Source organism: Salmonella sp. SAL03688 (assembly GCF_046551895.1).
Taxonomy (GTDB): Bacteria; Pseudomonadota; Gammaproteobacteria; order Enterobacterales; family Enterobacteriaceae; genus Salmonella; species Salmonella enterica.
Genome location: NZ_JBGDVI010000009.1, coordinates 73,963 through 88,179, shown reverse-complemented (window position 1 = coordinate 88,179; position 14,217 = coordinate 73,963). Strand labels below are relative to the sequence as shown.

The following is a 14,217-nucleotide window of genomic DNA, read 5'->3' as shown; positions in this document are numbered from 1 at the left end:
CATCACACGATAGTCATCGATTGTAATTATTAAACAAAAGTAACATTTGATTTAAGTCAATTATTACCTTTCTCCTGCAGCCTTTATTCGCCTTTTTATTCTTTGTTATCATTAATTTATTATTAATGTAAATACTAAAATTATCTTCCATAACAATATAAGATAAATCAACTGACGCAATTTTACATTAAGAGGAATTGACCATCGGTTCGCAGTATGCCTTAATGTAGAGTGAACGCAGGCTTGTTACGTTCTTCGCCTTGATAATACCCTTGAAGAACCCAGCCTGATCCCGCCCATACCGCTGGGCCAACGTTAAGGAACCCTTTGTGAGTCAGGCCAACAGTATGCGAAAACGACATCGATTTAACACTCGCATGACCCGTATCGTACTGCTTATCAGTTTTCTCTTCTTCTTTGGACGTTTCGTCTACTCTTCTATCGGCGCCTGGCAGCACCATCAGGATAAAAAAGAAGCGCAACAATCATCGCTTTCTGTCACCACGCCGGGACAACGTTAAGCTGTTATCCGTTAAAATAGTGATGGCGGTATTATCGTCACAGGTTTGCCGTGTTATCCAGCGCTCTGTTATCCCCTTCCCTGGCTTAGCATGAACCGATAAAAACAAAGCATCGTATTATCTAATGCTTTGTTTTTTAGTCTAAAAAAACAATCAACTACAAGAAACAATAGTTTACTTTTTTTAAGATTAGTCTTAAATACATTCCTTTTTGCGTTATTACCTAAACAAGGAATTGTGATGAATTTAAAAAAAAATGCTTTGCCTCTGGTTTTGTTTGCCTCTTTTTCTCTTGCCGGATGCCAGTCCAATGCGGATGACTACGCCGCAGATGTTTACCAAACCGGGCAGTTAAACGCGAAGCAAGAAACAAAGACCGTCAATATTATCTCTGTTTTGCCAGCGAAAGTTGCCGTAGATAACACCGCCAATAAAAAAACCGCTCAGACCTTCGGCGCAATTCTTGGGGCTGTAGCGGGCGGCGTTACTGGTCATAACGTGGGCTCAGGTAGCGGTTTGGGTACTACTGCCGGCGCGGTTGGCGGCGGAGCCGTTGGCGCAGCGGCGGGTTCATTAGTTAAAGATAAAACGTTAGTTGAAGCCGTATCTTTGACTTACAAAGAAGGAACGAAGGTTTATACCTCCACCCAAGTGGGAAAAACGTGCCAATTTACCACCGGTCTGGCTATGGTGATATCGACCAAAGATAACGAAACGCGAATTCAACCCAATACGAAATGTCCTGAGAAAAGCTAACTATCGGGAGATTTTATGAAGAAAGTTATTTTAGGCGCTGTTTTATTCACCCTAAGCGGCTCGGTTTTATCTTCTTCTTTGCAGGATCAGCTTGCGGCGGTAGCCCAGGCTGAACAGCAAGGAAAAAATGAAGAAAACAGACAGCGTGATGCTCTGCAAGCCAAACGAGATCAAGAGGCTCAACAGGAAAGACAAAGGCAAGCCAATGCGGCAGCGGTTGCTAAGCAGCGAGCAAAAGCGGCAGAAGCTGAACGGAAAGCACGGCAAGCAAAATTGGCAGCGGAAGCCGCGCAAGATAAAGCGCGCGATCAAAGCTACGAAGATGAGCTTCGTCGTTTAGAAATTCAGAAACAAAAACTGGCGCTGGCCAGGGAAGAGGCCCGGGTAAAAAGAGAAAATGAATTCATCGATCAAGAGCTGAAAAGTAAAGCTGCCCAGACAGATGTTATTCAATCTCATGCTGATGCAAACAGAAATCTATCTGAAGGCGGTCGCGATCTGCTGCAAAGCGAAGGTAAAGCCCGTGAGGAAAAGGCAAGCGGCTGGTTTAACTGATTTCGCTAATCATTTATGTGTATTAGCTCAGATTTGACCTGACATAGCTATGGCACAGACCTAAACCTAATCTGACAGGCAGGTCTGTGCCAATAGCGGACGTTGTTAACTTTGGCCCATATCCATCAATGGACGCAGGTCAATCTATACGCTAATTGTTTTGCGCTTAAGTTCTGAACTATAGTGCCGATAGTAAAATTAAGTACTTTTGCCTTAAGGAAGCAAGGTTTGAAAGATTTTTCAAAATACTCAAAAGCGTTAGGGATGGCTAAGTTCTATGTTTATGCATTTTATGACACTGAAGATGCAGCTAAGAAGCCGTTTTATATAGGCAAAGGCAAGTCAGAACGCTGCCTTGATCATATAAAGTATAATGATGACTCTCCGAAATCAGAACGAATTAATCATCTGTTAAAAACAGGAAATCTGGGTATCGACATACTACGCCATGGCATGGATGAGGCAACCGCGAAGCTTGTTGAAGCAACATGTATTGATCTCTTGGGTGTTGGAGAACTGACCAACAAAGTACGAGGAAGCAGCTCCCTTATGGGGCGAATCACGCTGGATGAGCTCAATCATCTTCTTCTTAAGCAAGAGACGGAAATCGCACCTGAACATGCCGGGCTCGCTTTTTTGCTAAACAGCACCTACAAGTCTGGCATGAGTGCACTTGCATTATATGAAGCTACGCGTGGCGTCTGGGCAAAAGTACCAAAAGATGAAAACCTACAATTTGCATACGCCACCTACGGCGGTTTGGTGATGGAAGTTTACGAGATACAGTGCTGGTTGAAGGCAGGCTCTCAGCAATACTTTACCCGGGAATTGGTCATCCCCCCCGAAACCAACCGTTCAGAATTTGTTGGACGAATCGCATCACCAGAAATCAGAGAATTATACGTAGGCAAGCTAATCAAAAAATCGCGTAGTCATGGTAGCCCTTTCGTAAAAGTCGGGCTGGCGGAATAAACTGACCTGCTTCCCGTTGATTAATACACCTCAATGCTAGTCATGTTGTTGAGGCTACCAATGTCCGCACCTCGCTCGAAGCCGACTGTCAGATTTGATTGTGTGCTGCCAGTGAAACCCACTATTGTGTCAATGCAGTGCTTTGCCGCCAGAAGCTGTGCACTACACAGAAAACTCATCTATGCACATAAATAAAAACCCTCTGCAAAAGCAGAGGGTTAAATTCATTTTTACCTGTTCATGTAAACACAGGAAGGATTATCGGCTTATTCCCACTCAATGGTAGCCGGTGGTTTACCGCTGATGTCATACACCACACGGGAAATCCCGTTGACTTCATTGATGATGCGGTTGGAAACACGACCCAGGAAGTCATACGGCAGATGTGCCCAGTGCGCGGTCATAAAGTCGATGGTTTCGACGGCACGCAGAGAGACAACCCAGTCATACTTACGACCATCGCCCATGACGCCAACGGAACGGACCGGCAGGAAGACGGTAAACGCCTGACTGACTTTGTCGTACAGATCCGCTTTGCGCAGCTCTTCAATGAAGATAGCGTCCGCGCGACGCAGCAGGTCGCAGTACTCTTTCTTCACTTCGCCCAGTACGCGCACGCCGAGGCCCGGCCCCGGGAACGGATGGCGATACAGCATGTCGTACGGCAGGCCCAGCTCCAGACCAATCTTACGCACTTCGTCTTTGAACAGCTCTTTCAGCGGTTCAACCAGCCCCATCTTCATCTCTTTCGGCAGGCCGCCGACATTGTGGTGAGATTTGATGACGTGCGCTTTACCGGTTGCAGACGCCGCAGATTCGATAACGTCAGGGTAGATGGTGCCCTGCGCCAGCCATTTCACGTCTTCCAGTTTGAGCGCTTCTTCGTCGAATACTTCAACGAAAACGCGACCGATGATCTTACGCTTGGCTTCCGGATCGTTCTCACCAGCCAGCGCGGACAGGAAGCGATCTTCTGCCGGTACGTGAACAATGTTCAGACCAAAATGGTCGCCAAACATGTCCATCACCTGCTCGGCTTCGTTGAGGCGCAACAGGCCGTTGTCGACGAATACACAGGTCAGATTTTTACCGATGGCGCGGTGCAGCAGCATCGCGGTGACGGAAGAATCCACGCCGCCGGAGAGACCGAGGATCACTTTATCGTCGCCTACCTGCTCGCGAATGCGCGCCACGGCGTCGTCGATAATTTTCGCCGGCGTCCACAGTGCTTCACACTGGCAGATATCACGCACAAAACGCTCCAGCATGCGCATACCCTGGCGGGTGTGAGTCACTTCCGGGTGGAACTGTACACCGTAGAAGCGTTTTTCTTCGTTGGCCATAATGGCGAACGGGCAGCTCTCGGTGCTGGCGACGGTCACGAAGTCGGACGGAATCGCCGTCACTTTATCGCCGTGGCTCATCCACACGTCCAGCAGCGGTTTGCCGTCTGCGGTCAGGGAATCTTCAATACCGCGAACCAGCGCGCTGTCGGTCAGCACTTCGACCTGCGCGTAACCAAATTCACGCTCATTAGAACCTTCTACATGACCGCCAAGCTGCATCGCCATGGTCTGCATACCATAGCAAACGCCAAATACCGGCACGCCTGCTTCAAAGACGTACTGCGGCGCGCGCGGGCTGTTTTCTTCGGTGGTGCTTTCCGGGCCGCCGGAAAGAATAATGCCGCTTGGGTTGAAGTCACGAATTTGTGCTTCTGTCACATCCCACGCCCACAGTTCGCAGTAAACACCCAGCTCACGCACGCGGCGCGCAACCAGTTGAGTGTACTGAGAACCGAAGTCCAGAATGAGGATGCGATGCTTATGAATGTTTTCCGTCATTGACGCTTATTCCGAGGCAAGTGAAACAGATTAAATAAATCGCCCGACGCGAAGGTCGGGCGAAGAAAATCAGGAGCCCAGACGGTAGTTCGGGGACTCTTTGGTGATGGTCACGTCGTGAACGTGGCTTTCCTGGATACCCGCACCGCTGATACGCACAAACTCCGCTTTAGTACGCAGTTCGTCGATGGTAGCACAACCGGTCAGCCCCATACAGGAGCGCAGGCCGCCCATCTGCTGGTGAATGATCTCTTTCAGGCGACCTTTATAGGCTACGCGGCCTTCGATACCTTCCGGCACCAGTTTGTCGGCGGCGTTGTCGCTCTGGAAGTAACGGTCGGAGGAACCTTTGGACATCGCGCCCAGAGAACCCATCCCGCGGTAAGATTTGTAAGAACGGCCCTGGTAGAGTTCGATTTCGCCCGGGGATTCTTCGGTACCGGCCAGCATAGAACCCACCATGACAGCGCTCGCGCCTGCGGCGATGGCTTTGGCGATATCGCCGGAGAAGCGGATACCGCCGTCAGCGATAACCGGAATCCCGGTGCCTTCCAGCGCTTCTACCGCGTCGGAAACAGCGGTGATCTGCGGAACGCCCACACCAGTCACGATACGGGTGGTACAGATGGAGCCAGGGCCGATACCGACTTTCACCGCGCTGCAACCGGCTTCCGCCAGTGCGCGGGCGCCTGCGCCAGTGGCGACGTTGCCGCCGATGATTTGCAGGTCAGGATATTTAGCACGGGTTTCACGGATACGTTGCAGAACACCTTCCGAGTGACCGTGAGAGGAGTCGATCAGCAGAACGTCAACGCCTGCCGCCACCAGCGCGTCAACGCGCTCTTCGTTGCCCGCGCCTGCGCCGACCGCCGCGCCGACACGTAAACGGCCCTGCTCATCTTTACAGGAGTTTGGTTTACGTTCCGCTTTCTGGAAATCTTTTACGGTAATCATGCCAAGCAGATGGAAGTTATCATCAACGACCAGCGCTTTTTCTACGCGTTTTTCGTGCATTTTTGCCAGCACGACTTCACGGGCTTCGCCTTCACGAACAGTCACCAGACGCTCTTTCGGCGTCATGTAGACACTTACCGGCTGGTTCAGGTCAGTCACAAAACGCACGTCACGACCGGTGATGATACCCACCAGCTCGTTATCTTCAGTCACCACCGGATAGCCCGCAAAACCGTTACGCTCGGTCAGGGCTTTCACTTCATGCAACGTGGTGGTTGGCAGGACGGTCTGCGGGTCGGTCACTACGCCGGACTCGTGTTTCTTCACGCGGCGAACTTCTTCCGCCTGGCGCTCAATGGACATATTTTTGTGGATAAAACCAATGCCGCCTTCCTGGGCCAGGGCAATTGCCAGGCGCGCTTCCGTCACGGTGTCCATCGCCGCAGAAAGCATAGGAATATTCAGACGAATAGTTTTCGTCAACTGCGTGCTGAGATCGGCAGTATTCGGCAAAACGGTGGAGTGAGCGGGAACAAGGAGGACGTCGTCAAACGTCAGGGCTTCTTTAGCGATACGTAGCATGGGCAATATCTCACCTGGGAGGTTAATAAATATTGCCGCGGCATTATACAGAACGTAATCGGTTGCATCTACATTTTTTTGCAAATAGTGCTTGCGATCCCCCGTGAGCAGGTTACTATCGATTGAATAACCTGCTGATTTAGAATTTGATCCCGCTCACATGTTATCCTCTCAAACTTCCTCAATTTTTACCGTAAGCCGCCTTAACCAGACGGTTCGTCTGCTGTTAGAACAGGAGATGGGACAGGTATGGATCAGCGGCGAGATTTCTAATTTCACGCAGCCTGCGTCGGGCCACTGGTACTTTACGCTCAAAGACGATACCGCTCAGGTGCGCTGTGCGATGTTCCGTAACAGCAACCGCCGGGTGACGTTCCGCCCGCAGCACGGGCAGCAGGTGCTAGTACGCGCCAACATTACGCTGTACGAGCCGCGCGGCGATTATCAAATCATCGCCGAAAGTATGCAGCCCGCGGGCGAAGGCTTGTTGCAGCAGAAATATGAGCAGCTAAAAGCCAAACTCCAGGCCGAAGGCTTGTTCGATCAGCAGCATAAACAGCCGTTGCCCTCCCCGGCCCACTGTGTGGGGGTGATCACCTCGAAAACCGGTGCGGCACTGCACGACATTCTCCACGTGCTAAAGCGTCGTGACCCATCCCTGCCCGTAATTATCTACCCGACGGCGGTCCAGGGCGACGACGCGCCGGGGCAGATCGTTCGTGCTATCGAACTGGCGAACGCGCGCGGCGAATGTGATGTACTGATCGTCGGACGCGGCGGCGGTTCGCTGGAAGATTTGTGGAGTTTTAACGACGAACGCGTGGCGCGGGCGATTTTTGCCAGCCGTATTCCGGTGGTCAGCGCCGTCGGTCACGAAACGGACGTGACGATAGCTGATTTTGTCGCCGACCTGCGCGCGCCGACGCCATCAGCAGCTGCAGAAATTGTCAGCCGCAACCAGCAGGAGTTGTTGCGCCAGATTCAATCCGCCCAGCAGCGTCTGGGCATGGCGATGGACTACTACCTCGCCAACCGCAGCCGCCGTTTCACGCAGATTTTTCACCGTCTGCAACAGCAACATCCGCAGCTGCGTCTGGCCCGTCAGCAAACCGCGCTGGAACGTCTACGCCAACGGATGGGATTTGCGCTTGAGGCCAGGATTAAGCAGGCCACTCAGCGCCAACAGCGCGTAAGTCAACGCCTGAGCCAGCAAAATCCGCAGCCACGCATTCACCGCGCGCAGTCGCGCATCCAACAGCTGGAATATCGTCTGACGGAGAATATCCGCTCACGGTTAAGCGAACAGCGCGAGCGTTTCGGCAACGCGGTCACGCATCTGGAAGCGGTCAGCCCGTTAGCCACGCTGGCGCGCGGCTATACGGTTTCGACGACAACGGACGGCAAGGTGCTGAAAAAGATCAAACAGGTCAAAGCAGGCGATATCATGACCACGAGACTGGAGGACGGCTGGCTTGAAAGTGAAGTCAAATCCGTCACGCCGGGCACGTAATCCAACACTCCCCCACCCTTTGCAGCGCGATGTTGGGTTTCGACTTCGCCTCAGCCAACCTACGCGCCACGTCGGATAAGGTGTAGCCATAATCTGACGATCAACCGGTTTGTCATTCGCCTCAAAACCGGGCAGGGAACACCCGCCCGGTTTTGTCTAACTTACCAGTTATAGCGCAGATTGAGGCTACCGTTCAGATCGCCAAAGTCATTGCTGCCAGTCTGCCCGGCAACCTGAGCGCGAACGCTCCACTGCTTATCGATATCTGCCTGCAGACCCACTTTCAGCTCCGCACGGTTAGCCGGAAGATCCTGTTTCACCGTGGCATCATCAAACGATACCGACACATCATCGCTGGTGTGCAGCCAGTTAGCTTCAGCAAACGGCTGGATAACCGTACGGCTGCCTTTGTACAGCTTGCCGTCAACACGCAGACCCAGACGAGTTGTCCAACTGTCGCCATCCTGACCATCGATCCGGGTGCCGTAGTTATCCTTCACGCTATCCGCTGAGTAATTCTGCCAGACAACCTGCGCCTGCGGCGTCAGACTGACAGTATTGCCGTTGCTAAGCGCAATATCGTAGCGATAACCGGTTTCCAGCGAGACGGCGTTAGCGGTTGAATCATAAGATTCAGATCCCGCATCACCGCTCTCTACGCTGTTGTTGTAGAAACCATATTGGTACCAGCTGTCGACATACGCGCCGCTATGCGTTTGGGCATCGGCAAACCAGGTGGCATAGACGCCAAGGTTATAGCCGTCTACGTTGCCGCTACTGGTGAACTGGCTACCGTCCGCGCCACGGTTACCGGTGCTGTCGGTATCGGCGTTGATGTAGCTCGCCATGACGCCAACGGTAACGCTCTGCTGGCCGTTGCCCCAGGCCAGAATGTCGCCGCCTAACTGGAACTGGGAGTAGTTGCTGTCCATATCGATATTGCCGCTGACAGCCTCGGATTCCGCTTTACCCGCTTTGAAGCGCGCCCATACGCTGCCATCGGCATTACGATACTGGCTGCCCTCGCGGTCATAGAGGGTCTGCATTTGCAGGTTGCGCGCCATCCACTGGTTGCCCATGTACGCGCCGATATCCGCACGGTACTGCGGTGCGACATCGCCGCCATCGTCCGGAGGCGTGACATCGCCGCCGTCGCCGCCGTCGTCCGGAGGCGTGACATTACCGCCATCGTCACCGCCATCCGAAGGCGTGTCATCACCGCCGCTGTCGTCATCATCAGACTGTGCTTTTGACGCCAGATACCAGTCGTTGTCACTTTCATTCCAGTACAGACGGTAGGTATACAGACTGGCGTTAACCTCATTTTTTAGCTCAAACGCATCGCTGGTCGATACGCCGCCAACATCCACCACTTCGATACCGTTAGTGGTCTGTGCTCCATCGCCGATGCCGTTGATGTACAGATCGGTGGTGCCGGAGGCATCGCCGGTAATCACCAGCTTATCGGTCGCCGAATCATCGTCGCCCAGGACGGTATTCAGATAAAGCGAGCCGCCGTTGCCGGTGTAATTGCCATCAACATAAAGCGTATTGCCCGGCGTGCTGGAGGTGCTGCCGCTGGCGATCGTCCCCATGTTGACCAGATCGCCATTGAGGGTGAAGATAGCGCCTGTCTCCTCGCTGTCGCCGAAGACCAGCGTCCCTTCATTGGTCACCTTACCGTTAACGGTCGTACCATTGCTGCCGCCGAAGGTCGCCCCGGAGGCGACGTTCACCGCCTGCTGGCTGCCCACTTCGCCAATCGTACCGTCTCCGGCCAGCCACAGCGTGCCTTCCTGTACGTTAGTATCGCCGGTGTAGGTGTTCACGCCGCTCAGCGTCAGTTTACCCGCGCCCAGTTTGGTCAACGTTTTACCATCCCAGTCGCCGTTGCCGGTTTTATCGCCCAGTACGCTGGTGACTTCAAAGCTATCGCCTGCGCCCAGAGTGAAGGTGCCGTGTGCTGGCGTCGCTGACGTGGCGGTCGCATTCCAGCTCAACCCTTCGGTAAGCAGATATTCTGACGCATCTTCAGGATTGATTGTCCCGGTTACGGTCAGATAGTCCGGCTGGTCAGTGAGGTTCATCGTCAGGCTGGTAAAGTCGCCGCTGATATCGCTGTCCATATCCATCAGTTTAAAGGACTGGAACTCCGCGTCGGAGGCGCGCGCTTGCAGGCTGGCGTCGCTGACGACCAAATCGCCGCCAAGCGTGGCGCTGCCGCCGGTGATCAGCGGTTGCACTGAGTCACTATTCAGCTCAACGTTCAGCGTACTGCCATCTTGCTGAATTAACGCGCTGTCGCCGAGATCCAACGAGGTGCCAAGCGCCAGTTGGGTCGTCGCGCCGCTATGAGTGGTGATGCCGCCCACCGCGCTGACTTCACCGTCTGCGTCCAGCACCAGCGTAGCGTTATTGTCTACCAGACCGGTGCCCAGCGCCGTCGTACTGGCGGCGACCAGCGTACCCTCATTGATGGTGGTGCCGCCGCTGTAGTCGTTGTCGCCGGAGAGGATCAGCGTGCCTGCGCCTTCTTTGGTCAGCGATTTACCGTCCCATCTGCTACCCGGATCCAGCGTGTCATCAACGTCTGTCAGTGTAGCCGCAACGTTAAAGCTGCCGTCAGGGTCGCTCAGGGTAAAGGTGCCGTGGGCGTCGGTAGTGGCGTTGTCTCTGTCCGCATACCAGGAGAGGGAGGCCGTCAGATCATAGTTGGTGTTGTCTGCTTCATCGATTTTTCCGTCGATAGTCAGGAAGTCAACATCTTCGCGGTTCATCCCTGCAATGGTCAGATCGTCGAAATCGCTCGTAATGGCGCTGTCGCTGTCAATCAGCGTATAGGTGTATGCCTCAGGCGTCCAGCTGTCTGTAACGCTGCCGATGCCGGTAACATTCAGAGTGCCGCCCAGCGTGACGCTGTCGGCGGTAATCACGGCGTCGTCGGTGGCCGCGCCGAGGTCAATACTTAGCGTACTGCCGTTTTCCTGAGTGAGCTGGCCCGCATCAAGGGTGCTGCCCGCCGCCAGCGCGGTAGTGGCGCCGGTATGGGTGGTGACGTTCGCAAGCTCAAATGCGCCGTTGGCATCCAGCATCAGCGTACCGCTGTTGTCGATATTGCCGCCGCCCAGCGCGTTAACGTTGGCGGCAATCAGCGTGCCGTCAGTGATAGTGGTGGTGCCGGAATAGCTGTTATCGCCGCTTAACGTCAGCTCGCCCGTGCCGGTTTTCACCAGCGAGCCGCTACCGGAAAGGGTGTTTTCCAGCTCGCCCTCGCCGACCTGAAGCACGCCGCTATTGGCAACAGCGCCAGTGCCCAGCGAATCTGCATGGTCAGCCGTCAGCATACCGTCGGTAATGGTGGTGCCGCCACTGTAGCTGTTATCGCCACTTAACGTCAGTTCGCCGGTACCGGTTTTCACCAGCGAACCGCTGCCGGAAAGGGTGTTTTCCAGCTCGCCTTCGCCGACCTGAAGCACGCCGCTGTTGGCAACAGCCCCGGTACCCAGCGAATCTGCGTTATCTGCAATCAGCGTGCCGTCGGAAATAATGGTGCCGCCGGAGTAATCGTTATCGCCGCTTAACGTCAGTTCGCCTGAGCCGGTTTTCACCAGCGAACCGCTGCCGGATAGCGTATTTTCCAGCTCGCCTTCGCCGACCTGCAGCACGCCGCTGTTGGCAACAGCGCCAGTGCCCAGCGAATCCGCGTTATCTGCAATCAGCGTGCCGTCGGAAATAATGGTGCCGCCGGAGTAATCGTTATCGCCGCTTAACGTCAGTTCGCCTGAGCCGGTTTTCACCAGCGAACCGCTGCCGGATAGCGTATTTTCCAGCTCGCCCTCGCCCACCTTAAGCACGCCGCTGTTGTCGATATCGCCGCTGCCTAACGAATCCGCATGGTCAACCGTCAGCGTACCGCCGGAAATAGTGGTGCCGCCGGAGTAATTGTTATCGCCGGTCACGATCAGCTCATCGCTACCGCTTTTGACAATTTGGCCCTCGCCGGTCACGTTGTTATCCAGCGTGCCCTGGCTCAGCGCAAGCGTTGCGTTTTCTGCAATCGTCACATCGCCAGTGCCGAGCGAGGCGGCGTCTTTGGCGGCCAGAATGCCGCCGACAATTTCAGTGTCGCCGTAGTCGTTGCCGGTGTTGCTGAGGATCAGCGTGCCGTCGCCCTGTTTGGTTAGCTTGCTGCCATCCCAGTCGGAGGTAGCCGTGGTTTCGTCCAGTTCGCTGGTGACGGTAAAGGTACTGTCTGCATCAACGGTAAAAGTGCCATGCGCAGCGCGCGCAGAATTTGCGCCCGCGTACCAACTCAAGCCCGTAGACAACTCGTAGTTGGTATTATCATTCGCATCAACGCCCGCGTTGATCGTAAGGTAATCCGGCATAGCGGAGGTGTCGGCATCCAGCGTTACGCTGTCAAAATCGGTAGTGATCGCGGTTTGCGAATCAATCAGCGTGACCGATCCAAAGTGTTCGTCGGTTTCGGGCGCGACAAAGGTGGCCGTTGAGCTAAGGTTCAGCGTCCCGTCCAGCGTGACGTTGGCGGCTTTGATAATTGGCGAGCTGTTGGCAGTATCCAGCGTCGCGTTTATCTGGCTGCCGCCCTGCAAAGTCAGGGTATTGTCCACCGTCAGCAGCGTACCTGTCGAACCGCTCGCGTTGCTCAGCGTAATGCCGCCGTCGTTGGTCAGGTTGCCGACGATTGACGGGTCGGTCATGTTCCACTGGCTGGTGTTGTCGAGCGTCAATGAACTGTTCAGGCCGTTGACGCTCCCTTGCAGTGAAGAATTGGTCAGTGACAAGGACGATGCGGTGATTCCCGCGTCAACGTTGCCATCAAGCGTTGTACTGTTAGTAGCCTTTACGGTCACAGCGCTGTCCAGTTTGATGGCGGTCGGGCCGGTCAATGTGCTGTTGTTGAGCTCGATAGGGTCGTTAATATTCGTTTTGCTGTCAACGTGCAGCGCGGCGGCGGTTTTGGAAGTGACGTCCGCATTATTGACGGTTAACGCGTTAGTATCATCATACCAACTGCTTTTACCTTTGCTGGTTATAAAGATGCCGTCGCCGTCGGCGTTGATGGTGGCGCCGTCAATGTCCACGCTGGAGGCAAGGATTTTAATACCGATGCCTTTGGAGTTGACGCTCATCTGACTCTTATCATCACCGAAAACGTTCAGCGTCGACGCGCTTGAGGCCTCAATGGCGGCGCCTTTGGCATTATCGTGCGTGACTGTCGAGTTCGTAATATCAAGAACGCCCTTGTTGGACGCGATAACAGTACTGTCTGTACCCGTGGAACTCACTGTACTCTCGGTCACATTCAGAAAGGAGTTGAGTGTCGTATCGCCAATCACGCGCACCTGGCCGTCTGTCAGCGTGATTATGCTGTCGTCCTTTATGGTCAGCGTACTCCCTTCTTGCGATACTATGTCACTGCTATTTTCCGTTGTCGCCTTAATCTCAGTCCCTATCAAGGTTGCTTTTGACTCGCCATAGAGCGTCAGGGCACCATAATTCCCCCCGACCAGGATGCTTCCACGCGTTAGTGTCATGCTACTTTTTTCTTTGAGATCGATGCCGACAGTGTAGATTCCTGTCGTAGAGATTTGTGCGTCGGTAAGGTTAAGCATCGCACCCTTGTCGAGCATAATCGCCGTGCCGATCGCATGAGAACCATCTGGGAGGATGTCTCCGCCGCCGTCTGTTTCAATCACAACATCCGTGCCTGTACCCAACGTTGCCTGCCAGCCCCCCGTATCCGTTGCCAGGCCTTCCAGATACAGTGCCACACCCTGCCCGGTACCTGAATAAGAAATCGGCGACGTTTCTGCGTTCAGGTCGTGGTCAGCTCCGTCAATGTAGGACACCGGATTATCGGCCATAGCCAGCGAACTGGTGAGCCCAAGCGCAGCAACAATTGCGAAGGCCAGCGCATTGTGTTTTGTAATAATTGTCCATCCTGATTCAGGCTTTTCAATAGAAAGGGTGACTTCATTAGCGTGCGCCTGTATTTTAACTTTGCTGTGGCCTCGCGCCAGTTCTGAAGCCACGACATACATACTCCGCACGGCGCTCCAGACAATACTATAGGTCCTGTTCAATTTTTAAACTTCCTTTTAATAAAGTTCACAAAGCAAACTTGATTTGATTGGGCTGTAAACAGCTTTTAAATGGTGTATATCAATGGGTTAAATAATAAATAACAAAAATACAGCTCTATGAATGGTTGCAATCACCTGAAACAATATATTATCCAAGCCAAATTATTAACTAATTTCAAGGCTTATTTCAATGCCAGGTCAATTTCTGGTTGATTTATAATTGATATAAATACATTCATCCATTTAATAAATATTTATGTTGTGAATAACATTTAATAACTTCATATATTAAAATAAATAAATGCGTGAAACAAAAAGGTGTGATTATCATGCGACACCTGGCGTTATTTTAAATATACTCGTCATACTTCAAGTTGCATGTGCTGCGGCTGCGTTCCCTCACCCCAGTCACTTAC

The 14,217-nt window shown here is 53.3% G+C and carries 9 protein-coding genes; 5 read left to right on the top strand and 4 right to left on the bottom strand.

Annotated features, from left to right (window positions below):
* Positions 1 to 13: 13 nt before the first annotated feature.
* Entirely contained in the window at positions 14 to 151 is a 138-nt protein-coding gene (locus tag ACLJR2_RS11460; RefSeq protein ID WP_001540598.1) for a hypothetical protein, read from the bottom strand.
* A gap of 178 nt (positions 152 to 329) precedes the next feature.
* Here ACLJR2_RS11460 and ACLJR2_RS11455 point away from each other — a divergent pair, with 178 nt between their 5' ends.
* The 4 genes from ACLJR2_RS11455 (at position 330) to ACLJR2_RS11440 (ending at position 2,804) form a co-directional block, all read left to right on the top strand.
* Positions 330 to 521, top strand: coding sequence for a YfgG family protein (locus ACLJR2_RS11455; RefSeq protein ID WP_000075924.1), 192 nt, complete (start codon positions 330 to 332; stop codon positions 519 to 521).
* Positions 522 to 761: 240 nt separating this feature from the next.
* Positions 762 to 1,277: a glycine zipper 2TM domain-containing protein gene (locus ACLJR2_RS11450; RefSeq protein ID WP_001049612.1), complete on the top strand. Its 516-nt coding sequence runs from the start codon at positions 762 to 764 to the stop codon at positions 1,275 to 1,277.
* 15 nt (positions 1,278 to 1,292) lie between these two features.
* Complete coding sequence (locus ACLJR2_RS11445) at positions 1,293 to 1,832, top strand: DUF5384 family protein (protein ID WP_000755800.1); 540 nt, start codon at positions 1,293 to 1,295, stop codon at positions 1,830 to 1,832.
* Between the two features lie 228 nt (positions 1,833 to 2,060).
* Positions 2,061 to 2,804 carry an LEM-3-like GIY-YIG domain-containing protein gene (locus ACLJR2_RS11440; protein ID WP_000651379.1) on the top strand — a complete coding sequence of 248 codons (744 nt, stop codon included), beginning with the start codon at positions 2,061 to 2,063 and terminating at the stop codon, positions 2,802 to 2,804.
* Between the two features lie 266 nt (positions 2,805 to 3,070).
* Here ACLJR2_RS11440 and guaA read toward each other — a convergent pair whose 3' ends face one another.
* Positions 3,071 to 4,648, bottom strand: a complete 1,578-nt coding sequence (gene guaA / locus ACLJR2_RS11435; RefSeq protein ID WP_000138293.1) for a glutamine-hydrolyzing GMP synthase — start codon at positions 4,646 to 4,648, stop codon at positions 3,071 to 3,073.
* A gap of 69 nt (positions 4,649 to 4,717) precedes the next feature.
* Complete coding sequence (gene guaB / locus ACLJR2_RS11430; RefSeq protein WP_000944174.1) at positions 4,718 to 6,184, bottom strand: IMP dehydrogenase; 1,467 nt, start codon at positions 6,182 to 6,184, stop codon at positions 4,718 to 4,720.
* A 160-nt stretch (positions 6,185 to 6,344) separates the two neighbouring features.
* Here guaB and xseA point away from each other — a divergent pair, with 160 nt between their 5' ends.
* On the top strand, positions 6,345 to 7,694 hold the full coding sequence (xseA, locus tag ACLJR2_RS11425; RefSeq protein WP_000953169.1) for an exodeoxyribonuclease VII large subunit: 1,350 nt from the start codon (positions 6,345 to 6,347) through the stop codon (positions 7,692 to 7,694).
* Positions 7,695 to 7,855: 161 nt separating this feature from the next.
* On the opposite strand, the gene shdA is transcribed toward xseA, so the two are convergent.
* Positions 7,856 to 13,801, bottom strand: coding sequence for a fibronectin-binding autotransporter adhesin ShdA (shdA, locus tag ACLJR2_RS11420; protein ID WP_057515149.1), 5,946 nt, complete (start codon positions 13,799 to 13,801; stop codon positions 7,856 to 7,858).
* Positions 13,802 to 14,217: the final 416 nt, after the last annotated feature.

Bases quoted from the DNA above. Each gene is read 5' to 3' on its own strand.
- ACLJR2_RS11460 (WP_001540598.1), bottom strand. From the start codon at position 151: ATGGAAGATAATTTTAGTATTTACATTAATAATAAATTAATGATAACA.
- ACLJR2_RS11450 (WP_001049612.1), top strand. From the start codon at position 762: ATGAATTTAAAAAAAAATGCTTTGCCTCTGGTTTTGTTTGCCTCTTTT.
- ACLJR2_RS11445 (WP_000755800.1), top strand. From the start codon at position 1,293: ATGAAGAAAGTTATTTTAGGCGCTGTTTTATTCACCCTAAGCGGCTCG.
- guaA (WP_000138293.1), bottom strand. From the start codon at position 4,648: ATGACGGAAAACATTCATAAGCATCGCATCCTCATTCTGGACTTCGGT.
- guaB (WP_000944174.1), bottom strand. From the start codon at position 6,184: ATGCTACGTATCGCTAAAGAAGCCCTGACGTTTGACGACGTCCTCCTT.
- xseA (WP_000953169.1), top strand. From the start codon at position 6,345: ATGTTATCCTCTCAAACTTCCTCAATTTTTACCGTAAGCCGCCTTAAC.